Annotated in this window: 19 protein-coding genes; 9 read left to right on the plus strand and 10 right to left on the minus strand. The window is 72.2% G+C overall.

The genetic code is table 11. The features are described 5' to 3' along the window. The 3 genes from atpD (at position 1) to ACZ37P_RS27300 (ending at position 2,637) form a co-directional block, all read left to right on the plus strand. Positions 1 to 1,443: a F0F1 ATP synthase subunit beta gene (atpD, locus tag ACZ37P_RS27290; protein WP_355344179.1), complete on the plus strand. Its 1,443-nt coding sequence runs from the start codon at positions 1 to 3 to the stop codon at positions 1,441 to 1,443. A 174-nt stretch (positions 1,444 to 1,617) separates the two neighbouring features. Then, a complete protein-coding gene (locus tag ACZ37P_RS27295; protein ID WP_355344176.1) occupies positions 1,618 to 1,992 on the plus strand; it encodes a F0F1 ATP synthase subunit epsilon in 375 nt (124 codons plus the stop codon). A gap of 189 nt (positions 1,993 to 2,181) precedes the next feature. Beyond that, complete coding sequence (locus ACZ37P_RS27300) at positions 2,182 to 2,637, plus strand: DUF2550 domain-containing protein (protein ID WP_391044592.1); 456 nt, start codon at positions 2,182 to 2,184, stop codon at positions 2,635 to 2,637. 233 nt (positions 2,638 to 2,870) lie between these two features. On the opposite strand, the gene ACZ37P_RS27305 is transcribed toward ACZ37P_RS27300, so the two are convergent. Beyond that, positions 2,871 to 3,443, minus strand: a complete 573-nt coding sequence (locus ACZ37P_RS27305) for a cob(I)yrinic acid a,c-diamide adenosyltransferase (protein ID WP_355344170.1) — start codon at positions 3,441 to 3,443, stop codon at positions 2,871 to 2,873. A 207-nt stretch (positions 3,444 to 3,650) separates the two neighbouring features. Between ACZ37P_RS27305 and ACZ37P_RS27310 the strand changes: the two genes are divergently transcribed. From ACZ37P_RS27310 to ACZ37P_RS27320, 3 genes are all read left to right on the plus strand, one after another. Continuing rightward, positions 3,651 to 4,499, plus strand: coding sequence for a 3-hydroxyacyl-CoA dehydrogenase family protein (locus ACZ37P_RS27310; protein ID WP_401306290.1), 849 nt, complete (start codon positions 3,651 to 3,653; stop codon positions 4,497 to 4,499). Positions 4,500 to 4,727: 228 nt separating this feature from the next. Further along, a complete protein-coding gene (locus ACZ37P_RS27315; protein ID WP_188281939.1) occupies positions 4,728 to 5,027 on the plus strand; it encodes an STAS domain-containing protein in 300 nt (99 codons plus the stop codon). Between the two features lie 184 nt (positions 5,028 to 5,211). Then, positions 5,212 to 8,139: an ATP-binding protein gene (locus ACZ37P_RS27320; protein WP_467349071.1), complete on the plus strand. Its 2,928-nt coding sequence runs from the start codon at positions 5,212 to 5,214 to the stop codon at positions 8,137 to 8,139. Between the two features lie 2 nt (positions 8,140 to 8,141). On the opposite strand, the gene ACZ37P_RS27325 is transcribed toward ACZ37P_RS27320, so the two are convergent. Beyond that, positions 8,142 to 9,107 (minus strand): helix-turn-helix transcriptional regulator, encoded by a 966-nt coding sequence (locus ACZ37P_RS27325; protein ID WP_355344160.1) that lies wholly within the window; start codon positions 9,105 to 9,107, stop codon positions 8,142 to 8,144. Between the two features lie 70 nt (positions 9,108 to 9,177). Here ACZ37P_RS27325 and ACZ37P_RS27330 point away from each other — a divergent pair, with 70 nt between their 5' ends. Beyond that, the gene (locus ACZ37P_RS27330; protein WP_355344157.1) at positions 9,178 to 9,627 is read left to right on the plus strand and encodes a VOC family protein; all 450 of its coding nucleotides are present in this window, start codon (positions 9,178 to 9,180) and stop codon (positions 9,625 to 9,627) included. A 149-nt stretch (positions 9,628 to 9,776) separates the two neighbouring features. On the opposite strand, the gene nucS is transcribed toward ACZ37P_RS27330, so the two are convergent. Then, positions 9,777 to 10,439: an endonuclease NucS gene (gene nucS, locus ACZ37P_RS27335; protein ID WP_355344154.1), complete on the minus strand. Its 663-nt coding sequence runs from the start codon at positions 10,437 to 10,439 to the stop codon at positions 9,777 to 9,779. A 275-nt stretch (positions 10,440 to 10,714) separates the two neighbouring features. On the opposite strand from nucS, the gene ACZ37P_RS27340 reads away from it, so the two are divergent. Beyond that, a complete protein-coding gene (locus ACZ37P_RS27340; protein WP_188281928.1) occupies positions 10,715 to 11,116 on the plus strand; it encodes an SCO5389 family protein in 402 nt (133 codons plus the stop codon). Positions 11,117 to 11,216: 100 nt separating this feature from the next. Here ACZ37P_RS27340 and ACZ37P_RS27345 read toward each other — a convergent pair whose 3' ends face one another. After that, complete coding sequence (locus ACZ37P_RS27345; protein WP_355344150.1) at positions 11,217 to 12,263, minus strand: LLM class flavin-dependent oxidoreductase; 1,047 nt, start codon at positions 12,261 to 12,263, stop codon at positions 11,217 to 11,219. Between the two features lie 195 nt (positions 12,264 to 12,458). Between ACZ37P_RS27345 and ACZ37P_RS27350 the strand changes: the two genes are divergently transcribed. Then, the gene (locus tag ACZ37P_RS27350) at positions 12,459 to 12,782 is read left to right on the plus strand and encodes an ATP/GTP-binding protein (protein WP_355344147.1); all 324 of its coding nucleotides are present in this window, start codon (positions 12,459 to 12,461) and stop codon (positions 12,780 to 12,782) included. Positions 12,783 to 12,884: 102 nt separating this feature from the next. Here ACZ37P_RS27350 and ACZ37P_RS27355 read toward each other — a convergent pair whose 3' ends face one another. The 6 genes from ACZ37P_RS27355 to scy all read right to left on the minus strand — a co-directional run bounded on the left by ACZ37P_RS27355 (position 12,885) and on the right by scy (position 21,789). After that, positions 12,885 to 13,802 (minus strand): ABC transporter permease, encoded by a 918-nt coding sequence (locus ACZ37P_RS27355; protein ID WP_391044602.1) that lies wholly within the window; start codon positions 13,800 to 13,802, stop codon positions 12,885 to 12,887. Then, positions 13,799 to 15,064, minus strand: a complete 1,266-nt coding sequence (locus ACZ37P_RS27360) for an ABC transporter ATP-binding protein (RefSeq protein ID WP_355344141.1) — start codon at positions 15,062 to 15,064, stop codon at positions 13,799 to 13,801. The genes ACZ37P_RS27355 and ACZ37P_RS27360 overlap by 4 nt, the downstream gene beginning before the upstream one ends. 173 nt (positions 15,065 to 15,237) lie before the next feature. Beyond that, positions 15,238 to 16,011 carry an ABC transporter permease gene (locus ACZ37P_RS27365; RefSeq protein ID WP_355344138.1) on the minus strand — a complete coding sequence of 258 codons (774 nt, stop codon included), beginning with the start codon at positions 16,009 to 16,011 and terminating at the stop codon, positions 15,238 to 15,240. A 1-nt stretch (position 16,012) separates the two neighbouring features. Further along, positions 16,013 to 17,023 carry an ABC transporter ATP-binding protein gene (locus tag ACZ37P_RS27370; RefSeq protein WP_355344135.1) on the minus strand — a complete coding sequence of 337 codons (1,011 nt, stop codon included), beginning with the start codon at positions 17,021 to 17,023 and terminating at the stop codon, positions 16,013 to 16,015. A gap of 181 nt (positions 17,024 to 17,204) precedes the next feature. Continuing rightward, positions 17,205 to 18,143 (minus strand): coiled-coil domain-containing protein, encoded by a 939-nt coding sequence (locus tag ACZ37P_RS27375; protein ID WP_188281921.1) that lies wholly within the window; start codon positions 18,141 to 18,143, stop codon positions 17,205 to 17,207. Positions 18,144 to 18,246: 103 nt separating this feature from the next. Next, positions 18,247 to 21,789 (minus strand): polarized growth protein Scy, encoded by a 3,543-nt coding sequence (scy, locus tag ACZ37P_RS27380; RefSeq protein ID WP_467349075.1) that lies wholly within the window; start codon positions 21,787 to 21,789, stop codon positions 18,247 to 18,249. Positions 21,790 to 21,925 lie beyond the last annotated feature (136 nt).

Here is a 21,925-nt window from a genome sequence, read left to right on the forward strand (position 1 = left end):
ATGACCACCACTGTTGAAACCGCTACGGCCACCGGCCGCGTCGCGCGGGTCATCGGCCCGGTCGTCGACGTGGAGTTCCCCGTCGACGCGATGCCGGAGATCTACAACGCGCTGCACGTCGACGTGGCCGACACGGGCGCCGAGTCCGGCACGAAGACGCTGACGCTGGAGGTGGCGCAGCACCTCGGCGACGGCCTGGTCCGCGCCATCTCGATGCAGCCCACCGACGGCCTGGTCCGCCAGGCCCCGGTGACCGACACCGGCGACGGCATCACGGTGCCCGTCGGCGACGTCACCAAGGGCCGGGTGTTCAACACCCTGGGCCAGATCCTGAACGAGCCGGAGGCCGAGTCCGAGGTCACCGACCGCTGGGCGATCCACCGCAAGGCGCCGAAGTTCGACGACCTCGAGTCGAAGACCGAGATGTTCGAGACCGGCCTGAAGGTCGTCGACCTGCTGACCCCGTACGTCAAGGGCGGCAAGATCGGTCTGTTCGGCGGCGCCGGTGTCGGCAAGACCGTGCTCATCCAGGAAATGATCATGCGTGTGGCCAAGCTGCACGAGGGCGTCTCGGTGTTCGCCGGTGTCGGCGAGCGCACCCGTGAGGGCAACGACCTCATCGCGGAAATGGCCGAGTCGGGCGTGCTGCCGCAGACCGCGCTGGTCTTCGGTCAGATGGACGAGCCCCCGGGCACCCGTCTGCGCGTGGCGCTGGCCGGTCTGACCATGGCGGAGTACTTCCGTGACGTGGCCAAGCAGGACGTGCTGTTCTTCATCGACAACATCTTCCGCTTCACGCAGGCCGGTTCCGAGGTCTCCACGCTGCTCGGCCGTATGCCGTCCGCGGTGGGTTACCAGCCGAACCTGGCCGACGAGATGGGTCAGCTCCAGGAGCGGATCACCTCGACGCGTGGTCACTCGATCACCTCGATGCAGGCGATCTACGTCCCCGCGGACGACCTGACCGACCCGGCCCCGGCGACCACCTTCGCCCACCTCGACGCGACGACCGTGCTTTCGCGGCCGATCTCGGAGAAGGGCATCTACCCCGCGGTGGACCCGCTGGACTCCACGTCCCGCATCCTGGACCCGCGCTACATCGCGCAGGACCACTACGACTGCGCCATGCGCGTCAAGGGAATCCTGCAGAAGTACAAGGACCTCCAGGACATCATCTCCATCCTCGGCATCGACGAGCTGGGCGAAGAGGACAAGCTCACCGTCTTCCGCGCCCGCCGGATCGAGCGCTTCCTGTCGCAGAACACCCACGCGGCGAAGCAGTTCACCGGTGTCGACGGCTCCGACGTGTCGCTGGACGAGTCGATCTCCGCGTTCAACGCCATCGCCGACGGTGAGTACGACCACTTCCCGGAGCAGGCGTTCTTCATGTGCGGTGGCCTGGACGACCTCAAGGCCAACGCGGCGAAGCTCGGCGTCAACTGACGCGGGAGCCTCGCGCAGGCCGCGCGTCCGCGTCGGTAGGAGCGCGCGCGACAGCGTAAAAGGGGGGCGGTGAGTCCCGTGGCGAAGCCCCGGGGCGCCCGCCCCCTCTCGCACCCCTTATTCTGTGTCTTACGCATCCACTGAGGACGGTGGGTGCCAACCCGAGGAGCCGTCTTGGCCGATCTTCACGTCGAGCTGGTCGCCGCGGACCGTAGTGTCTGGTCCGGCGAGGCCACCATGGTCATCGCCCGTACCACGTCGGGTGACATCGGCATCATGCCGGGACACGAGCCGCTCCTCGGGGTGCTCCAGTCCGGCCCGGTGACGGTGCGCACCTCTGACGGCGGCACTGTCGTGGCCGCCGTGCACGGTGGCTTCATCTCCTTCTCCGACGACAAGCTCTCGATTCTCGCGGAGATCGCGGAGCTGGCGGACGAGATCGATGTGGCGCGCGCCGAGCGTGCTCTTGAGCGGTCGAAGTCGGAGACCGACGCCGCGGCCGAGCGCCGCGCCGAGGTCCGGCTCGCCGCCGCCGCGGGAGCGCACTGACCGGTCCGCAGGACGGTCCGCGGGTCGGCGCGACCGGCTGACCGGGCAACCGCACCACCACAACCGCATCAGCAGACGTACCAGGCGTGACCGAACGACCACGGTGCCGCGGACTGCCCTCCTGGGGCGGTCCGCGGCTCCGGTACAGCAAGGGCAGTAACCCATTTCTAGGCGAGGAGGTCGGTGGACGTGATCCTCTCCTTTGAGGTGGGTGGCGCGGTGATCGCCGCCGCGCTGCTCGGACTCTTCGTCTTCGGACTGCGCCGCCGGCTGATCCAACGGCCAGGCGGCACTTTCGACTGCAGCCTGCGCCCCGCTCCCGAGCAGGACGCGGAGCCGGCCGGCGGTGGCGGCAAGGGCTGGGTGTACGGAGTCGCGCGCTACAGCGGTGACCGGGTGGAGTGGTTCCGGGTCTTCTCGTACGCGCCCCGCCCGCGGCGGGTGCTGCTGCGTCCGGCGATCGAGGTACTGGGGCGCCGGGACCCGCAGGGCTCGGAGGAGCTGGCGCTGCTGTCGGACGCGGTGGTGCTCTCCTGCGAGCATCAGGGCACCCGGCTGGAGCTGGCGATGAGCGACGACGCCCTGACGGGTTTCCTCGCCTGGCTCGAGGCGGCGCCGCCCGGCCAGCGGGTCAACGTGGCGTAGCACCTGTTCCTTGCCGTGCCTCTGGGAGGCGCGGCTTCGCGCGTTTCAGGGGCCGGTGCGCCGCTCGGCGCGGGTTTCGGCCGGGCGGATTCGCGGGCGGATTCCCGGGCGCGCCCGGTGAGGACCGGAGGCCGACGGGCGGCGGTGTCGACCCCCGGCCGTATGGGTCAGCCGGAGCCTAGAAAGGTCTGGACCACCGGTCAAGAGGTCTGGACCATATCGGGCCCCTGGTGTCAGCGGTTCTCGCCGGGGATCCACAGGACGTCCCCGCGGGACTTGTTGGCGGTGCGGGCGAGGATGAACAGCAGGTCGGAGAGCCGGTTCAGGTAGGTCGCGGTGAGCGGGTTCATCGTGTCCGCGTGGTCCTCCAGAGCGGCCCAGGTGGAGCGTTCGGCGCGGCGGACGATGGTGCACGCCTGGTGGAGCAGGGCGGCGCCGGGCGTGCCGCCGGGGAGGATGAAGCTGCGGAGCTTCTCCAGATCGGCGAGGAAGCGGTCGCACTCCTCCTCCAGCCGGTCGACATAGGTCTGCTCGACCCGCAGCGGCGGGTACTCCGGGTCGGGGACCACCGGAGTGGCGAGGTCGGCGCCGACGTCGAAGAGGTCGTTCTGCACGCGCACCAGGACGGTGGCGACCTCCTCGGGCAGCGCGCCGAGCGCGAGCGCCACACCGAGCGCGGCGTTGGCCTCGTTGGCGTCGGCGTAGGCGGCGATCCGGCTGTCGGTCTTCGCGGTCCGGCTCATGTCGCCGAGCGCCGTGGTGCCGTCGTCGCCGGTACGGGTGTAGATGCGGGTGAGGTTGACCATACGGTCGAGCGTAGAGCGTGCCCGCCCGACGGGCCGTCTCCCGCCCCCGTCCGACGGCCGGTTGACGCCCAGTGCGACGAAGGACACACGGTGACACCGCTTACTTCCTGCTGCGCGCGGAGGTGAACGGGCGTTAAGGTCCGGCGAGATCAGCGAATTCGGCCAGTCGGCCGCAAATGGCTCGGCCCCAATGGAGAGGTGTGTGCCGTGGCGAAGAAGCTCGCCGTCGTCGGAGCGGGACTGATGGGCTCCGGTATCGCGCAGGTGTCGGCCCAGGCGGGGTACGACGTGGTCCTGCGGGACGTCACCGACGCGGCGCTCAAGCGCGGCACCGACGGCATCCGCGCCTCGTACGAGAAGTTCGTCTCCAAGGGCAAGCTGGACGCGGCGGACGCCGAGGCGGCGCTGGCCAGGATCACCGCGACCACCGACCTCGACGCCGCCGCGGACGCGGACATCGTCGTGGAGGCCGTCTTCGAGCGGATCGAGGTCAAGCAGGAGATCTTCCGCGCCCTCGACACGATCGTGCGCGACGACGCGGTCCTCGCCTCCAACACCTCCGCGATCCCGATCACCAAGATCGCCGCCGTCACCCGCAACCCCGAACGCGTCGTCGGCACCCACTTCTTCTCGCCGGTCCCGCTGATGCGGCTCTGCGAGCTTGTCCGCGGCTACAAGACCAGCGACGCCACGCTGGAGCGCGCCCGCGCCTTCGCCGAGGAGATCGGCAAGACCTGCGTCGTCGTCAACCGCGACGTGGCGGGCTTCGTCACCACCCGGCTGATCTCGGCCCTGGTCGTCGAGGCCGTCAAGCTCTACGAGTCGGGCGTCGCCTCCGCCGAGGACATCGACATCGCCTGCAAACTCGGCTTCGGCCACGCGATGGGCCCGCTCGCCACCGCCGACCTCACCGGCGTGGACATCCTGCTGCACGCCGCGGGCAACATCTACACCGAGTCGCAGGACGAGAAGTTCGCGCCGCCGGAGATCATGCGCCGCATGGTCGACGCGGGCGACCTCGGCCGCAAGAGCGGCAAGGGCTTCTACTCGTACTGAGTTTCCACCCGCACCGGGGCACCGTACGGAACGCGCATCCTGGGCACGCGTACTAAACAACGTCACCCCCAGGAGTGAATTCGGTATCGGTTCGCTCACAGACGGCAACTTCTCCATACGACGGACCGTCAGTTGTGTGAAGACATACGGATGATCCGTGCCGTCGCCGTCCCGCGGCGGCCATGCCATGAGCCGGGCCCACGAGCCGGCACTCCTCGGGGAGCGACTATGCACATCAAGGGCGACCACGCCGAGCTGGTCGTCGGGGGCCGCCTCGACGTCCGGAGCGCGGCGGACGCCCGTTCGGCCCTGCACACCGCCGTCGACTCCGGCCGCGGGGACCTGGTGCTCGATCTCACGGAGCTGGACTCGTGGGACGCCACCGGTCTCGGCGTGATCATGGGCGCCCACCGCAGAGCGGGCCGCGCCAACCGGAGGCTCGTGCTGCGCGGGGTCCCGCCGCGAATGCAGCGCCTGCTGGTCGCCACCCGGCTGCACCGAATCCTCGCGATCGAGGCCGAAAGGTGACGTAAGGGCGGCACCGTGGCCCCGGCACTTCATGAATACTGTGGCAGCCTTTAGAGTTTGCCGCAGATTGCCAGCAGGCGTGCCACCCCGTACGCCAGAAAAGGGGAATCGGGCCGGGTCCGGCAGCGGACACAGGGCGGCCCGATCGGGCCCCCGCACGTCACGCACCTGGGGGGCGTACGAGATGGACCACCGCACCGGCGAGTCGGGCGAACGCCCGATACCGGACGTCGACGACCTGACGGTCGCCGACGCCGACGCGCGCCCCGCCACCGGCCCCGACTTCGGCCAGGGCGTCGAATTCGGGCACGGCGCGGACTTCGCCGCCGACTTCGGCCCGGCCCCCACGCCCGGCCCGGGAACCGGCTTCGGCTCCGACTTCGCCGCGGGCTCCGGCTCCGATTTCAGTGCCCCCGCCGACCACGGCCACGGCAATGGCCACGGCAATGGCCCCGCCACCGGGTCCCTGCCCGCCCTCACGGACAGCACCCTGGCGCTGCGCGGCCCCCGCGCCTCCCGCGACCCGCTCACCCCGGAACTGGGCGGCACCTCCAGCGGCGGCAACGCCCGCGTGCTGCGCGTCACCACCTCCGACTACCTGCTGACCGTCAACCCGATCGACGGCACCGAGGTCACCCTCTGCCCGCCCGCCGAGCGCCCGCTGCCGCTGCGCCGCACCCCCGAGGAGCGCGTCGCGCACCTGGCCGCGGGCCGCCCCTCGCCGCCGCCGGGACCGCCCGCCCCCGAACTGCCGCTGCTGGAGCGCGACGAGGAGCGCGAGCGGCTGATCCGGCTGCTGGCCAGAGGCCGTTCCGTACGGGTCACCGGACCGTCCGGCGCGGGCCGCACCGCGCTGCTGGAGTCCGTCGCCAACGCCTGCGCCGACCTCGCCCCCGACGGCGTGCTCTGGCTGTCCGGCTACCGCCGCACCCCCGCCGACGTGCTCCAGGAACTCTTCGCCACCGTCTACGCCACCGACGGCCACCGCCCCGACCGCGCGGACCTGCCGGGCCTGCTGCGCGACACCGGCGCCGTCGTCGTCATCGACGACCTGGAATTCGGCGGCGCGGGGCTGGAGGAACTGCTCTCCGCGGCCCCCGAGTGCGCCTTCCTGATGTCCGCGACGCCCGACGTCACCACGCCGTCCGCCGACTCGATGATCGAAGAGGTCTTCCTGTCGGGCCTGACCCGCGTCGCCTGCGTCGACCTGCTGCAATTCGTCACCGGGCGGCCCCTCGGCGAGGACGAGACCGCGTGGGCGGCCGACCTGTGGTTCGAGTCCGAGGGCCTGCCGCTGCGCTTCGTGCAGGCAGGCGCGCTGCTGCGGCAGCGGGACGCGCTGCGCCAGCCGCCCGAGCCCGACTGGGACGACTCGGTGTGGGAGAACGGCTCGCCGACCGGCCCGCAGGGCGCCGGAACGCCGCCCATACCCGACCTCACCGGCTTCGACATACTCCAGGGTCCCGACGCACCCACCGGGCACGGCGCCGAGGACCCCGCGAACGCGCTCACCGTCGGCCCGGACACCGCGGCGACCCCCGCGACACCGGAGATACCGGGGTCCGCCCCCAAGCTCGGCCCCGCCGGATACACCGGCCCGCCCGTCGACCTGCCGCTGCCGTCGCTCGCCGAGAGCGCGGCACCCGCGGAACTGCTCGCCAGCAGGCTGAGCGAATCGGCCCGCGAAGCCCTCGCCTTCGCCGTGGCACTCGACGGCGAGTGCCCGCACCCCTCGCACCTGCCCGCCCTCGTCGGTGACACCCACGGCGACGCGGCCCTCGGCGAACTCACCGCGGTCGGCCTGGCCGTACCGGTCTCCGCGCACTTCCGCCTCGCCGCCGGAGTCGTCCAGCAGCTCGCGCCGCGGCTCACCGCCGACGGCGAGCTGAGCGCGGTCCAGTCGCACACCGCGGCCCTGCACTACGCCTGGTGGACCGGGCACCCCTCGGTCGGCCCCGAGCGCGCCGCCGCCGAGTCCGAGGCGATCCTCGCCGCGATGTCCGCCTGCCGCGACGGCGGCAACCCCAGCGCGGCCGTCCTGCTCGCCCGCACCGTCGCGCCCGCCTTCGCCGCCGCGCTGCACTGGGGCGCCTGGGAGCGGGCACTGCGGATCGGCCAGGAGGCCGCACGGCTGTCGGGCGAGGTCGCCGAAGAGGCGTACTTCCACCACGAGCTGGGCGTCCTCGCGCTGTGCACCGGCAACACCGACCGCGCCCGCGCCGAGCTGGAGGCGTCCATCGCCCTGCGCGGGGCCCTCGCCGACCGGCAGGGCACCGTCGTCGGCCGCCGTACGCTCGCGCTGGTCAACGACCGTGACGGCGGCGGCCTCCCGAACCTGCCCGCGCTGCTCGAACTCCCGCCGGGCGGCTCCGGCGGTACGGCGCCGCTCGCGATCACGGCGGCCACGACGCCGCTGACGGTGATCAACAAGAGCGGCGCCCCGGCACCGCAGGGCGAGGCCGGGCGCCCCGCCACGCACCGCCGACGCCGCAATCTGGTAGTGGTCGGCACCGGCGTCGCGCTCGCGGCGGCCCTCGCCACGATCGTCACGATGGGCGCCACCTCGGGCGACGGCCCCAAGCCCAACCAGGTCCAGCCGGTCGAGTCCGCCCAGCAGGACGACCCCTCGACCGACGCCCCGACGGACGATCCCTCGACGGACGGCCCCACGGCCGCCTCGCCGTCCGCCTCCGCCACGTCCCCGACGCCGTCGACACCGGCCGGGACGACGGGCGGCCCGAAAACGGCCCCCGGAGCCCCGTTCACGCCCCCAGGCGGCGGCCTGACGTCGGCACCGGGTGATACGCCGACGCCGCCGCGCAACACGCAGACGTCGAGGCCGCCGACGCGTACGACAAAGCCGACGACACCCTCGACGCCGCCGACAACTCCGACGACGACGCCGCCTACGACGACTCCAGCGCCGACGGACACGACGACTCCGCCCATCGACCCCACCTCGGCCGACGTCTCCTCTCCGCCGAAGCTCACCCCCTCCGGCGCCGCCCCCACCAGGACCGGCACCTTCACCCCGCCGACGACGGAAGCCGGAGCCACCGGCCCCGGAGCCACCGGCCCCGCACCCACGGACACCGTCGCGCCGACCGGCTGAGGTCAGCCGCCCTCCGCCATGGCGGCGAGGCGGCGGGCCAGGCGGGCGGCGGCCTCGCGCAGCTCCGGCGGTTCGAGCACCTCGGCCTCGAAGCCCAGCGCGGCCACGCGGGCGGCGGTCACCTCCAGGGAATCCGCGCCGATGACGAGGACGCACCAGCCGTCGCGCTCGTCGTCCTCGACGCGTCCGACCTGCGGCGGCACCATGTCGCTCACGAGCTCCGTCCGGGCGCGCAGCCGGACGCGGGCCAGGTGCGCGTACGGGGACTCGGTCACGGAGCGCCGCACGTAGGCGACCGGGTCGGGGTGCTCGCGGGGCCGGAAGCGCCAGGTGGTCGTCTGCGCGTCGCGCATCCGGTCGAGCCGGAAGGTGCGCCAGTCGTCGCGGTCGACGTCCCAGGCCATCAGGTACCAGCGGCGTCCCGTGGTGACCATCCGCACCGGCTCGACCGTACGCTCGCGCGCCGTGCCGCCGTCCCGGCCGCTGTACGCGAACCGTACGCGTACGGTGTCCCGGCAGGCCCGCGCGAAGGTCATCAGCAGGTCCGGGTCGACTTCGTCCGTGGGGCCCACCAGGGTGTCGGTGGCGCCCTGGACGGCCCGCACCTCGGCGCGCAGCCGGGGCGGCATCACCTGGTCGAGCTTGGCGAGGGCCCGCAGCGCCGCCTCGCTCGCGCCCGCGACCGTGCCGCCCGACGCCAGCCGCAGCGAGACCGCCGTCGCGATGGCCTCGTCGTCGTCCAGCAGCAGCGGCGGCAGCCGGGTGCCCGCGCCGAGCCGGTAGCCGCCGCCGACGCCCGGGACCGCGTGCACGGGGTAGCCGACCGCGCGCAGCCGCTCCACGTCGCGGCGCACCGAGCGGTCGGTGACGCCCAGCTCGGCGGCGAGTTCACCGGCCGTCCAGGACGAGCGGTGCTGGAGGAGCGACAGCAGCCGCAGCACCCGTTCGGTCGTCGCTTCTACGGTCATCGGGTGATCGTTCCACACCGCCCGGCCATCACGGAACGTATCTGTCCGCTATATGCGCCACGCTGGGATCATGAACGAGCACCAGGAAGTCCGCGACATCCAGATCACCTTCGACTGCGCCGACCCGAACGCGCTGGCCGTCTTCTGGGCCGAGGCCCTCGGCTACCGGCTCCAAGACCCGCCCGAGGGCTTCTCGTCCTGGGACGAGGCCCTGGAGTCGATGGGTGTACCGCCCGAGCTGCGCAACGAACGCTCCGCCGCCGTCGACCCCTCAGGCGTCAGGCCCCGGCTCTTCTTCCAGCGCGTCCCCGAGGGGAAGCAGGCCAAGAACCGCGTCCACCTCGACGTCCGCGCCGCCCCCGGCCTGGAGGGCGACGAGCGGATGGCGGCCCACGAGAAGGAGGCCGACCGCCTCGTCGCCCTCGGCGCCACCCGCCTCGCCCGCCACGAGCCCGCCCTCCTCAGTCCGGGCCACATCGTGATGACCGACCCGGAGGGCAACGAATTCTGCCTCGACTGACCCCCGCCCGGGCCGGCGCCCGCCTCCCGCGCCGGCTCGACTCCCTCGAAGCCGCGGACCAGCGCCGCGGGTCAAAGCGGTGAGGCAAAGGGGTGAGTCAAAGGGGCGGGCCAGCGCGGCGAGGCTTAGGGGCGGGTCAGCGCGGCGGGCTAGAACAGCCGCAGCTTGTCGTCGGAGATGCCGCGCATGCCGTCGTAGTCCAGGACGACACAGCCGATGCCGCGGTCCGTGGCCAGCACGCGGGCCTGGGGCTTGATCTCCTGGGCGGCGAACACCCCCCGGACCGGGGCGAGATGGGGGTCGCGGTTGAGGAGTTCGAGGTAGCGGGTGAGCTGCTCGACACCGTCGATGTCGCCGCGCCGCTTCAGCTCGACGGCGACGGTGGCGCCCGAGGCGTCGCGGCACAGGATGTCCACCGGGCCGATGGCGGTGGGGTATTCGCGGCGGATCAGGGTCCAGCCCTCGCCGAGGACTTCCATCCGGTCGGCCAGCAGCTCCTGGAGGTGCGCCTCGACACCGTCCTTGATCAGGCCGGGGTCGACACCGAGTTCGTGCGAGGAGTCGTGCAGGACCTCCTCGATGGTGATGATGAGCTGCTCACCGGCCTTGTTGACGACCGTCCAGACGCCGTCGTCGCCCTCTTTGAGCGTGCAGGGCGGGGACATCCAGTTGAGCGGCTTGTAGGCCCGGTCGTCGGCGTGCACCGACAGACTGCCGTCCGCCTTGATGAGCAGCAGCCGGGTGGCGGAGGGCAGGTGGGCGGAGAGCCGGCCCGCGTAGTCGACGGAGCAGCGGGCGATGACGAGACGCATGGTGCGCAACGCTACTGGACGCGCCGCCCCGTACGCGATTCGGCCCCGTGTGATTCACCGCCGCACGTTTCGCCCCCGCACGTCCCGTCCGCCCCTGTGCGTACGACTCCGGACGACTGCGGAAACTTGGCCGGTTAAGTGTGCTACCTCCTGGTGCGGTCGGACCAACGACCCTACGGTTGAAGCGGAGGCCGGACGTGCGGGAACGCTGGTCCGGCCGCCGGCAACCCGTCCGTCTGGCTCCGTGTGATCACGGGGTCACGAGAGGAGTACCCATGTCGCTCGACGTCTCACCGGCCCTCCTCGAACAGGCCGAGCGAGGCGAGGTCGACGAACAGGAATTCGTCGACTGCGTCAGGACGTCCCTCCCTTACGCGTGGGAGATGATCAGCTCGTTGGTGGCACAGCTCAAGGTCGACGGCGGAGCCTTCGCCGACAACCAGGTGCCGCCGCCGAGCGAGAAGGAACGCGGCCAGTTGCTCCGTGCACTGGCCAGCGACGCGATACGAGGGGCCCTACAGCGGCACTTCGGGGTGCGGCTCGCCTTCCAGAACTGCCACCGCGTGGCGGTCTTCCCACTGGACACGGTGGACCCCGGGATCGCCGAGAGCTACGGCAAGTTCACTTCCGTCAGGTCCCAAGTGCTCAACCAGTCACCGGAGTTCAGGGACTGCTGACGTAACGCCCCGCCCGGCGAACACCGCCGGTCACGGCCCTAGCGCGCACTGGGCGTCGGCACAATGCGGCCCGCTCCCGCAACCGGACCCGCCCGCGTAATCAGGCCAGTTCCGGGAGCACGTCGGCGCCCAGCCTGGCCACATTGTCCAAGGTGGCGGTGAGGTCCCCCGAGCCCTCCACCAGGAGGGCGAACCGGGTGATACCGGTCCGTTCCGCGGTCGCCGCGAGGCGGTCGGCACACAGCCGCGGCGGACCCACCGGGTGCAGATCACAGAGCAGTTCGGTGTAGGCGTGCGGGTCGCGCATGGCCCGCGCGCTGCCGTCCACCGTGCGGTGGGCGCCGAGCCCGCGCTGGAGCCAGCCGGGCATCGACTTGAGCAGCGTCTCCACCGCGTCCGACCTGGTGTCCCCGACCTGGGCCACGCCCGCCGAGACATGACCGGCGGCCGACACGGCGTCGGGGCAGTGCCCGGCGGCCAGCGCCGTCTCCCGCCAGACCGCCACCATCGCGGCCTTCTCCTCGTCCCCGCAGTGCATCCCCAGCAGCATCGGCAGCCCGCGCTCCGCGGCCAGCCGCACGGTGGCGGGGGAGGTGCAGGCGACCACGACGGGCGGCCCCGAGCCCGCCACCGGCTCCGCCGCCGGGTCGTACAGCTCGTCGGGGCGCGGTACGACGGACACCTCGCGGAAGGCGTAGCGCGGACCGTCCGCGCCGACCGCGGGCTCGCGCAGCCAGCGCAGCAGCAGGTCGAGCGATTCGGGGAAACCGGCCTCGAAGGCGGCCAGTCCGGTGCCGAAGACCTCCAGGTCCACCCACGGGCCGCCGCGGCCGACCCCGAGGGTGAAGCGTCCGCCGGACGCCAGGTGCAGCAGCGCGGCCTGTTCGCCCAGCGCCACCGGATGCGCGGTCGGCAGCACGCTCACCGCGGTGCCCACGCCGATCCGCCGCGTACGCCCGAGCAGCAGCCCGGCGAGGGTGACGGCCGACGGGCACACGCCGTACGGGACGAAGTGGTGCTCTGCCAGCCATACCGTGTCAAGTCCCGCGGCGTCAGCGGCCTCGGCCGAGGATATCGCCCGGTGCAGCGCCTCTCCCTGGCCCTGACCGGGGAACTGGGCCGCTATGACGAAAGTCCCAACTCGCATTGCTCATCCCTCCTCCCTTGGTAACGCTTGGCACGTGCCAAAGGCACGGCTTTCTGGGACGTTTTCATGATTTTCGGCAGTCATATCGGAGATGAGCCGTTCTGGTGTGCGCGAGGCGGGTGTTCCGGTATGGACCGACCGGCCGCGTACCCTTGACGGAGAGTCCGCGAAGCCCAGCAGAGCGCGAGGTGTCCCGTGTCGCCGCGTCGAAACCGCCCGCCCGGCGGAGGCCGCCCCGCCGACCGTACGGAGCAGCAGGAGTCGGGGTTCGGCGCCGGCAGCACCGTGGAGTGGCAGGGCGAGGAGTGGGTGGTGCGCCCGGTGGCGGGCAGCGCCTCCGGCAAGCACTACCGCTGCCCCGGCTGCGACCAGGAGATCCCGCCCGGCGTCGGGCACGTGGTGGCCTGGCGGGAGTACGGGGGAGTGGACGACCGGCGGCACTGGCACCGGGCGTGCTGGAACGCGAGGGACCGCCGCACCAGCAAGGTGCAGCGGTCCCGTAACGCCCCCCGGCACTGAACCGGGGCCATGTCCGGCGGCGGCTGAAGCGGCTGAGCCGTCCGGTACGCCTCGGGCGGCACCGGTGTTCAGACGCCCCTGACGCTCAGACGTTCCTGGTGCTCAGACGTCCCTGCTGTTGAGGGTCGCGTACGCCGCTCCCAGCAGCACCGCCGTGACGCAGGCCAGCGTGATGAGCTGGGGCAGGCCGTTCTGGTCGCCCTCGCCGATCATCGGGAAGTGGTAGAGCGAGGCCAGCGAGTTGGGCGCGGAGAACCGCACCAGCTTGTCGCGGGCCCCGTCCAGGCTGGACGGCAGGAAGATCGCGATCAGCAGCGGCAGCAGGACGACGCCCAGCATGGTGGTGATCGCCCCGGCCGAGTGCCGCAGCAGCGTGCCGACGGCGAGCGCCAGCAGGCCGAGCAGCGCCACGTAGAGGCCGACGCCGACGGTCGCGCCCAGCCATTCGGTGCCGCTCGCGGCGGTCACGCCGTCCTTGATGACGACGCCCGGGTGCGGGTCCTCCAGGTCGTATCCGGAGACCCGCTTGCCGGACATCACGCTCCAACTGATGAGCGCGGTCATCGTGCAGGCGACCGTGGTGGTCACGAAGGACAGCAGGAAGAAGACGATCGCCTTCGCCGTCAGGACCCGCGAGCGCCGCGGGCACGCGGTCAGGGTGGTACGGATCATGCCGGTGCCGTACTCGGAGGTGATCACCAGCACGCCCAGCGTGATGATCGCCAACTGGCCCAGGATCAGGCCGAACAGGCCGGGCGCGAGCACCGGCACACTGGTGTCGTTGCTGTGGTCGATCGGCACGACCACCAGCAGATTGATGCCGATGACCAGGACGAGCATCACGCCGAGCGTCCACACCGTGGAGCGCACCGTGCGGATCTTCGTCCACTCCGAGCGCACCGCCTGCCCGAGGGTGGTCTGCGCGACCGGCAACTGCGAGGCGAACTGCGGCTGCGGCGGCTGCTGTTGCTGGTAGCCGCCGTGGGGGGCGGAGGCCGGGAACTGGGCCGGGGCGGTCATCGGGCGTCCTCGCTGTCGGACTTGTCCATGTTCAGGGCGGCGGGTGCGGGCGGTGCGGCGGGTGCGGCGGGCTGAGGCGCGGGTGCGGCGGGTGCGGCGGGCTGAGGCGCGGGAGCGGCGGGAGCGGCCGGCGGCGGCTGGGGAGCGTACGACTGCTGCGGTACGGGCGCGGCCATCGGCTGCTGCTGGTACCCCCAGCCGGGCTGCTGCTGCCCGTAACCCGGCTGCCCGTAAGGCTGTTGCTGCCCGTACGGCTGCTGCCAGCCCTGCGCTCCCGGCGGCGGCGCGTAGCCGCCGGGGCCCTGGACGGCGTACGGCGCCGCGTGCTGGAGGCCCTGGCGCGGGTCCTGCGTCGAGCGGTAGTCGACCGCGCCGCTGGTCAGGCGCATGTACGCCTCCTCCAACGACGCCTGGTGCGGCGACAGTTCCCAGATCCGGACCTCGGCGTCGTACGCGATGTCGCTGATCCTGGGCAGTTCGAGGCCGGTGACGCGCAGCGCGCCGTCCTGCTCCGGCTGTACGGCGGCGCCCGCGTCGGTGAGCGCCTTGCTGAACTTCTCCCGCTCACCGCCCTCGGCGGGCGTGCGGACCAGCGCGTAGCCGGTCGAGTGGTGCGCGATGAAGTCCTTGACGCTCATGTCGGCGAGCAGTTGGCCGCGGCCGATGACGATGAGGTGGTCGGCGGTCAGCGCCATCTCGCTCATCAGGTGGCTGGAGACGAAGACCGTACGGCCCTCGCTCGCCAGCTTGCGCATCAGATTGCGCACCCAGTGGATGCCCTCGGGGTCGAGGCCGTTGACCGGCTCGTCGAAGAGCAGCACCTCCGGGTCGCCGAGCAGCGCGCCCGCGATGCCGAGCCGCTGGCCCATGCCCAGCGAGAAGCCCTTCGAGCGGCGGGAGGCCACGTCCTGGAGGCCGACGACGCCCAGCACCTCGTCGACCCTGCGGGCCGGGATGCCGGAGAGCTGCGCCACGCAGAGCAGGTGCTGGCGGGCGCTGCGGCCCCCGTGCACCGCCTTGGCGTCCAGCAGCGCGCCCACCTTGCGCGGCGCGTTCGGCAGCCGCCGGTACGGCACTCCGCCGATGGTCACCTGGCCGGAGGTCGGCTCGTCCAGGCCCAGGATCATCCGCATCGTCGTGGACTTGCCCGAGCCGTTCGGGCCGAGGAATCCGGTGACGGTGCCAGGCCGTACCTGGAACGACAGGTTGTACACGGCTGTTTTCGCGCCGTACTGCTTGGTCAGGCCGACTGCCTGGATCATGCTCCGCCCCTCGCTGCAACGGAGGCGACTCGCCCCCGTGAGGGAGGAAGCGTAGCCGGTGGGGGTTGGTTCCCCCCACCGTCCCCCGGAGTTGCACCCGGGAGGTGCCCCCATTGCGACTATCGGGACTCGGCCGACGTGCGGGGCCGCCCGGAAGACGGCCCCTTACCGCGTCAGGCGTCGCGCTTGGCCAGCACCACGTAACCGCCGACCAGCGCCACGATCACCCAGATCGCCATGATGCCGATACCGCCCCAGGGGCCGTACGCGGTGTGGTCGCCCGAATCCGGCACCACCTGCATGATCTTCTGGCCCGCCTGGTCGGGGAGGTACCTGGCGAACGTCTTCACCTTCGGCACCGCCGACAGGATCGGCGAGACCAGGAAGAAGAACGGCATCAGGATGCCCAGACCCAGCATCGGGCTGCGCATCATCGCGGCGGCGCCGACGCACAGCAGCACCATCAGCGTCATGTAGAGCCCCGCGCCGAAGACGGCCCGCAGCACCCCCGAGTCGCTGATCGACGTCTTGTGCGAGCCGAGCAGCGCCTGGCCGAGGAAGAACGCGACGAAGCTGGTGGCCATGCCGACCACCAGGCCCAGCAGGCCCGCGATGGCGACCTTGCAGAAGTAGAACATCCCGCGCTGCGGGACGGCCGCAAGCGAGGTGCGGATCATGCCGGTGCTGTACTCGCTGGAGATCACCAGCACACCGAAGACGATCAGTGCCAACTGGCCGAGCGACATGCCGAAGAAGCTGGTGTTCGTGGCGTCGAAGGTCGCCCTGTCCGTGGCGGACCTGTCGTGGAAGGTGTTGTTGACCACCAGACAGATCAGCGCGCCCAGACCCACGGTGACGATGAAGGCGAGCGCCAGCGTCCAGACCGTGGAACGTACCGACTTGATCTTCGTCCACTCGGACTGGAGGACGGCGGTAGGAGACGCCATGTCAGTTCCCCTTCCCGGAGCCGGAGTTGCGCCAGTCCGCACCCCACTGCGGAGCGGGGGCGCCGGGTTGCGGCGCGGCACCGCCCGGACCGGGCGGCGGCGCGAGCACACCGCCCGCGTGGTACTCCACCGAGTCCGCGGTGAGCTGCATGAACGCTTCCTCCAACGATGCCCGCTGCGGGCTGAGTTCGTGCAGCACCACCTGATGCTGCGCGGCCAGCTCGCCGAGCTGCGCCGTGTCGCCGTCCTGGATCTCGAACGTGCCGTCGCTCGTGGTCACCGGGGTGAACCCCGCCGTGGCCAGCACGTCCTTCAGCCGCTCCGGCTGGGGGGTGCGAATCCGCACGTAGGAGCGGGAGTTCTTCTCGATGAAGTCGGCCATCGAGGTGTCGGCCATCAGCCGGCCGCGGCCGATCACGATCAGATGCTCGGCGGTCAGCGCCATCTCGCTCATCAGGTGGCTGGAGACGAAGACCGTACGGCCCTGCGCGGCCAGCCCCTTCATGAGGTTGCGGATCCAGTGGATGCCCTCGGGGTCGAGACCGTTGACCGGCTCGTCGAACATCAGGATCTCGGGGTCGCCGAGCAGCGCCCCCGCGATGCCGAGCCGCTGGCCCATGCCCAGCGAGAAGCCCTTGGAACGTTTCTTCGCCACGGCCGTCAGACCGACCGTCTCCAGCACCTCGTCCACCCGGTGCCGCGGAATGCGGTTGGACTGCGCCAGGCACAGCAGATGGTTGTACGCCGTCCGCCCGCCGTGGATGGCCTTGGCGTCCAGCAGTGCGCCGATGTACTTCAGCGGCTCGCTGAGCTGCGCGTAGTGCTGACCGTCGATGCGTACGTTGCCCGAGGTCGGGTTGTCCAGCCCGAGCATCATGCGCATCGTCGTGGACTTGCCCGCGCCGTTGGGCCCGAGGAAGCCGGTCACCACGCCGGGGCGCACGGTGAAGGTCAGATTGTCGACGGCGGTCTTGTCCCCGTACCGCTTGGTGAGCCCCTGCAACTCAATCATGGTGGCGAGGCTAGCAACCGCCCCGGAGTAAACCGAAACCCCCGCCCGGGATGGGCGGGGGTGTCGGGCGACCCGTCGGCGAACGTTCAGCCCGTGTTCAGAGGCTTCAGCCCGTGTTCAGACGCTTTGGCCCTTCCCGCGGCCGTGGCTCCTGACCGGGCCCGAGCTTCCGATCGGGAGATCAGCGGGACTGCTGCGCCGGGACGCCACGCGAGATCGGCTCGTCGTCGGCCGGAGCACCGGCCGCGGCGACCGCGGCACCGGTCAGCGTCGCCAGCATCTCGCGGACGTTGGTGAGCTGAGCGTTGATGCTGTCGCGGCGGTTGGTGAGCGCCGCCAGCTCGCGCTCGGACTCGCTGCGGATCCGGTCGGCCTTCGCGTTCGCGTCCGCGACGATGTCCTCGGACTGACGCTGAGCGGTCTCCACCGTCTGACGCGCGCGACGCTCGGCGTCGGTGCGCAGCTTCTCCGCCTCCAGGCGGAGCTGCTCGGCGCGGTGCTCGATCTCCGCCAGGCGCTTCTCGGCCTTGGCCTGACGGCCCGCCAGGTCACGCTCGGACTGCTCGCGGCGCTTGGCCAGGTTCGTCTCGAAGTCCGCGGCGGCCTGGGCGGCCTTGGCGCGGGTCTCCTCGAAGAGGGCGTCCGCCTCCTCGCGCTTGTTCTGCGCGTCCTTCGTGGCGTCGGCGCGGAGCTGCGAAGCGTCGCCCTTCGCCTTGTCGACGATACGGACGCCCTCGTCCTCGGCCTTCGACTTGCGGTCGGCGGCGAACGCCTCCGCGTCGTTGCGCACCTGGTTGGCGGCCGACTCGGCCAGCTCGCGGTGCTGCTCGGCAGCGCGGCGGGCCTCCTCGCGCAGGTCCTTCGCCTCCTCCTCGGCGAGGCGCAGGATCTTCTCGACACGGGCACCGAGACCCGCGTACGACGGCTCCGAGTCATTGACCTGGGCCTGGGCGTTCTGGGTTTCGAGGTGCAACTCCTCGATGCGCTTCTCCAGCGCGGTGATCCTCGTCAGTGCGCTGTCACGGTCGGCGACGAGCTTCGTGATGCGGTCGTCCACCTGTCCGCGGTCGTATCCGCGCCGAACGAGCTCGAAGCCGAAGGGGGAGGAAGTGTCGCTCATGGGGATCCTGTCGATTCAGACCGGTTGAGGTGATAGGGGGAATCCTAGGGGCCCAGGCGGCGTGTCACCGAGCCATTGCCTATTAGGTATGGAGAATGTCCGCTCAATCGAGTGGAGCATCATCGATGCGCTTGCCACTCGAACGAGTGGTTCCCGCGCCCGCACCAGCGGTGACACCGCCACCGGGTGCCTCGAACGACTCCAGCGCCTCCAGCACGTCCTGGACGCGAGAGATCTCCGCGTTGATGTCTTCTCTGCGGCGCACGAGGATCTCCAGCTCTCGTCTGCCCTCGGTCACGATGCGATCGGCTTCGCTGCGGGCCTCCCCCTTGACCCGCTCGGCCTCGCGCTCGGCCTCGGCCTTCTTCTGCTCGGCCTCCTTCAGGAGGCCCTCGACCTTCTTCACCGCTGCGATACGGACCTTGCTCGCCTCGGAGGTGGCCGTGGACTTGATCTCGGCGGCCTTCTGCTCCGCCTCGGCGAGCTGCTCGGTGGCGGCGGTGACCAGCTTGTCGACCCGCTCGCCGACGGTCTTCATCGCCTCCGCGGCCTCCTTGCGGGCCCGGTCGTGCAGCTCCTCGACCTCGGACTCCACGCGCTGACGCAGCTCCTCGGTACGTTCCCTTATGGCCGTCGCGTCGTGCCTGGCCTCGCCGAGCATGGTGTCCGCGTCGGTCCGCGCCCGCTCGACCAGGCCGTTGCCCTCCGCCGTCGCCTCGTTGACCAGCCGCTCGGCCTCGCCGCGGGCCGCGCCGACCATCGCGTCGGCCTGCTCCTCGGCCGTCGCCGCGGTCCTGCGGGCCTCCGCCTGCGCCTTGCCGATCAGCTCGTCCGCCTGCTCCGCGGCCTCGCTGCGGCGCTTGTTGGCCGCCTCGCGCGCCTCGTCGAGGACGCGCTGCGAATGCGTCCGCGCCTCCTCGGCCTCGCGCTCCGCGGTGTCCAGCGCGTCCTTGGCGAGGATACCGAGCCGTTCGGCCTCCTCGCGGGCCTTGGTGACCAACTGGTCGGCCTGGCCCGCCGCGTCGGTACGCATCCGGTTGGCGTCGTCGCGGGCCTCGGCGCGCAGCCGGTCGGACTCCTCGATCGCCTCGGTGACCGTACGGTCGGCCAACTGCCGTGCCGCGTCGGCCTCTTCCTGGCTCTCCCGGCGGATCCGCGCCGAGTCCTCCGACGCCCGCTCCCGCTCGGAGTTGGCGTCCGCGCGCAGCCGGTCCGCCTCGCCCTGGGCCTCGCCGCGCACCCGCTGGGCCGCGTGCTCGGCCGCCGAGCGGAGCCCGGCGATCTCCTCCTCGGCCTCCTGGTGCAGATGCGCGACCGAGTCGCGGACCTGCTGCGCGGTGGCCTCGGCCGCCGCGACCGCCTCCGCGGCCCGCTGGTCGGCCTCCGCGCCCAGCCGGTCGGCCTCCGCCGCCGCGTCCTCGACGCGCTTGCGGGCGGCGGCCAGCAACTCCTCGCTCTCGCGGCGGGCCTGCGCGCGCTCCTGCTCGGCCTCGCCGCGGGCGGCGCCCAGCAGCTCCTCGGCCTCGCGGCGGCGCCTGGCCGCCTCCTCCTGCGCGGCGGCCAGCGCCTCCGCGGCCTCCGTACCGAGGCGCTCGGCCGCCGCGGCGGCCTCCGCGCGGACCCGGTCCGCGTGCTCCTTGGCCTCCGCGCGCCGCTGCTCGGCCTCCGCCGCCGCCTCCGCCTGGAGCCGTACGGCGACGCTCTCACCCTCCGCGCGGGTCTGCGCCGCGTCCGCCGCGGCCTCGTCCCGCAGCCGTACCGCCTCGGCCTCGGCCTGCTCCTGGAGGGTGCGGACCCGCTCGGCGGTCTCCTGGCGCAGCCGCTCGGCCTCCTCGGCGGCCTCCCGGCGCAGCCGCTCCGCCTCGGTGTCCGCGTCGCGCAGCGACTGCTCGGCGGCGGCGAGCCGGGCCTCGGCCTCCTCGCGGAGCCGTACCAGGTCGGTCTCGGCCTCCTCGCGCATCCGGGCGACGAGCGTCTCGCCCTCCGTGCGCTGCCGCTCGGCGGCCTGCTCGGCCTCCTCCTTGACCGTCGCGGCCTGCCGCTCCGCCTCCTGGCGCAGCTCCTCGGCCTCGGCGCGGGCGTGCTGGAGGGCCTCCTCGGCCTTGGTGTTCAGCGCGGAGGCCCGCTCGACGGACTCGGTCCGCATCCGGTCGGCCTCGGCGGCCGCGCCCTGCCGCAGCTCGTCGCCGTCGGCCTTCGCCTTGGCCAGCAGCTCCTCGGCGCGGCTCGCGGCCTCCTCGATCTGCTGGACGGCCTCCCTGCGGGCCTCACCGCGGATCCGCTCGCCCTCGGCGACCGCGTCGGCCCGCAGCTGCTCGGCCTCGCCGCGCAGCCGCCTGGCCTCCTCCTGGAGCTCGACGGTCCTGGCCCGGTACTCCTCGGTGTCGTCCTGGGCGGCGCCGCGCAGCTCCTGCGCGGACGCCTCGGCCTCGCTGCGCAGCCGCTCGGCCTCCGCCTCGGCCTCGCGCCGGATCCGCTCGGCCTCCTCGCCCGCCGACTTCGTGGTGGAGCGGGCGTCCTCCGACGCCTTGGTCAGGATCTCCTCGGCCGACCTGGCGGCCTGCGCCAGCTGGGCGGCGGCGTCCTCGGACGCGGCGGCGCGGGCGGTCTCCTGCGCCTCGGTACGGATGCGCTCGGCCTCGGCGCGGGCGTCGGCGACGGTCTGCTCGGCCTCGGCCTTGGCGCTGTCCACCTGCTTGGTGGCCTCGCCGACCATGCGGGCGATCTCGGCCCTGGCCGTACGGGTGCGCTGCTCGTTCTCCGTCTCGGTGGCCGCCAGGCGCTTGGCGGCGCCGGCCGTGGCCTCCTCGCGCAGCCGCTCGGCCTCCGCGCGGGCGGTGCGCAGCGCCTCGTCGGCCTCCCGCAGCCGCTCCTCGGCCAGCCGGGACAGCTCGATCGCCCGGCTTCTGGCCTCGTCGGACTCGCTGCGGGTGGAGGTGCGCAGCTGCTCGGCCTCGCTGGTGGCCTCCTGCGCCTGCGTCGAGGCGGCGGTCAGCAGCCGCTCGGCGTCGGTGCGGGCCCGGCGCAGCAGCTGCTCCGCCTCGTTGCGCGCGGCCTGCGCCTCCGAGGTCAGCCGCTCGCGGGTCTGCTCGGCGACCCGGGTGGCCTCGGCGCGGGCGGCGGCCAGCGCGGCCTCGGACTCGGCGCGGGTCTCGTCCAGCAGGCGGCGGGCCTGCGACTCGCTGCGGGCCCGCAGCTGCTCGGCCCACGCCACGTTCTCGTTGACGTGCGTCTCTACGGTCGCGCGGCGCTCGCCCAGCTCCTCGTCGAGCTGCCGCCGCCGGGCGATGGCCTCGGCGTGCCACTCCGCCTCGAAGCGGGCCTGGTGCTCGGCCTGCTCCTGGAGCAGCCGCTGGGTCTGGGCGCGGGCGTCGCGCAGCTCGCGCTCGGCGTCGGCGCGGAGTTGGTCGGCCTGGATCTGGGCGTTGCGCAGGAGCTGGTCGGCCTGGTGGCCGATGTTGTCGTAGGCAGGGCGGGACGCCAGATTGCGGCGCGCCTCGTGCAGCTTGGCGCGCAGCACCTCGACCTGGTATCCGAGGTCGTCGGCGTGGTCGACGGCCTTGCCCCGCTCGGTACGAAGCCGCTCCATCTCGGCTTCGAGCTGAGAGAGGTGGTCGTCAGCCTGGTAGCTGTCGTTGCCCCGCACTCCGCGGTCCCATCGGTCTCCTGGCGTACTCACCCGCCAACCGGGTGAGATTCCTCGTCACTCCGTTTGAAGACAGAGCTCTACGAAGAATGGTGTCAGATCAACGTCGCGGAGCGCGAGCGTACCCGCGTGCCCA

Source organism: Streptomyces sp. NPDC024632, assembly GCF_055559175.1.

Excerpts from the sequence above, each read along its gene's own strand:
- atpD (WP_355344179.1), top strand. The coding sequence starts at position 1 with ATGACCACCACTGTTGAAACCGCTACGGCCACCGGCCGCGTCGCGCGG.
- ACZ37P_RS27305 (WP_355344170.1), bottom strand. The coding sequence starts at position 3,443 with ATGGTCAACCTCACCCGCATCTACACCCGTACCGGCGACGACGGCACC.
- ACZ37P_RS27315 (WP_188281939.1), top strand. The coding sequence starts at position 4,728 with ATGCACATCAAGGGCGACCACGCCGAGCTGGTCGTCGGGGGCCGCCTC.
- ACZ37P_RS27320 (WP_467349071.1), top strand. The coding sequence starts at position 5,212 with ATGGACCACCGCACCGGCGAGTCGGGCGAACGCCCGATACCGGACGTC.
- ACZ37P_RS27325 (WP_355344160.1), bottom strand. The coding sequence starts at position 9,107 with ATGACCGTAGAAGCGACGACCGAACGGGTGCTGCGGCTGCTGTCGCTC.
- ACZ37P_RS27330 (WP_355344157.1), top strand. The coding sequence starts at position 9,178 with ATGAACGAGCACCAGGAAGTCCGCGACATCCAGATCACCTTCGACTGC.
- nucS (WP_355344154.1), bottom strand. The coding sequence starts at position 10,439 with ATGCGTCTCGTCATCGCCCGCTGCTCCGTCGACTACGCGGGCCGGCTC.
- ACZ37P_RS27340 (WP_188281928.1), top strand. The coding sequence starts at position 10,715 with ATGTCGCTCGACGTCTCACCGGCCCTCCTCGAACAGGCCGAGCGAGGC.
- ACZ37P_RS27345 (WP_355344150.1), bottom strand. The coding sequence starts at position 12,263 with ATGCGAGTTGGGACTTTCGTCATAGCGGCCCAGTTCCCCGGTCAGGGC.
- ACZ37P_RS27355 (WP_391044602.1), bottom strand. The coding sequence starts at position 13,802 with ATGACCGCCCCGGCCCAGTTCCCGGCCTCCGCCCCCCACGGCGGCTAC.
- ACZ37P_RS27360 (WP_355344141.1), bottom strand. The coding sequence starts at position 15,064 with ATGATCCAGGCAGTCGGCCTGACCAAGCAGTACGGCGCGAAAACAGCC.
- ACZ37P_RS27365 (WP_355344138.1), bottom strand. The coding sequence starts at position 16,011 with ATGGCGTCTCCTACCGCCGTCCTCCAGTCCGAGTGGACGAAGATCAAG.
- ACZ37P_RS27370 (WP_355344135.1), bottom strand. The coding sequence starts at position 17,023 with ATGATTGAGTTGCAGGGGCTCACCAAGCGGTACGGGGACAAGACCGCC.
- ACZ37P_RS27375 (WP_188281921.1), bottom strand. The coding sequence starts at position 18,143 with ATGAGCGACACTTCCTCCCCCTTCGGCTTCGAGCTCGTTCGGCGCGGA.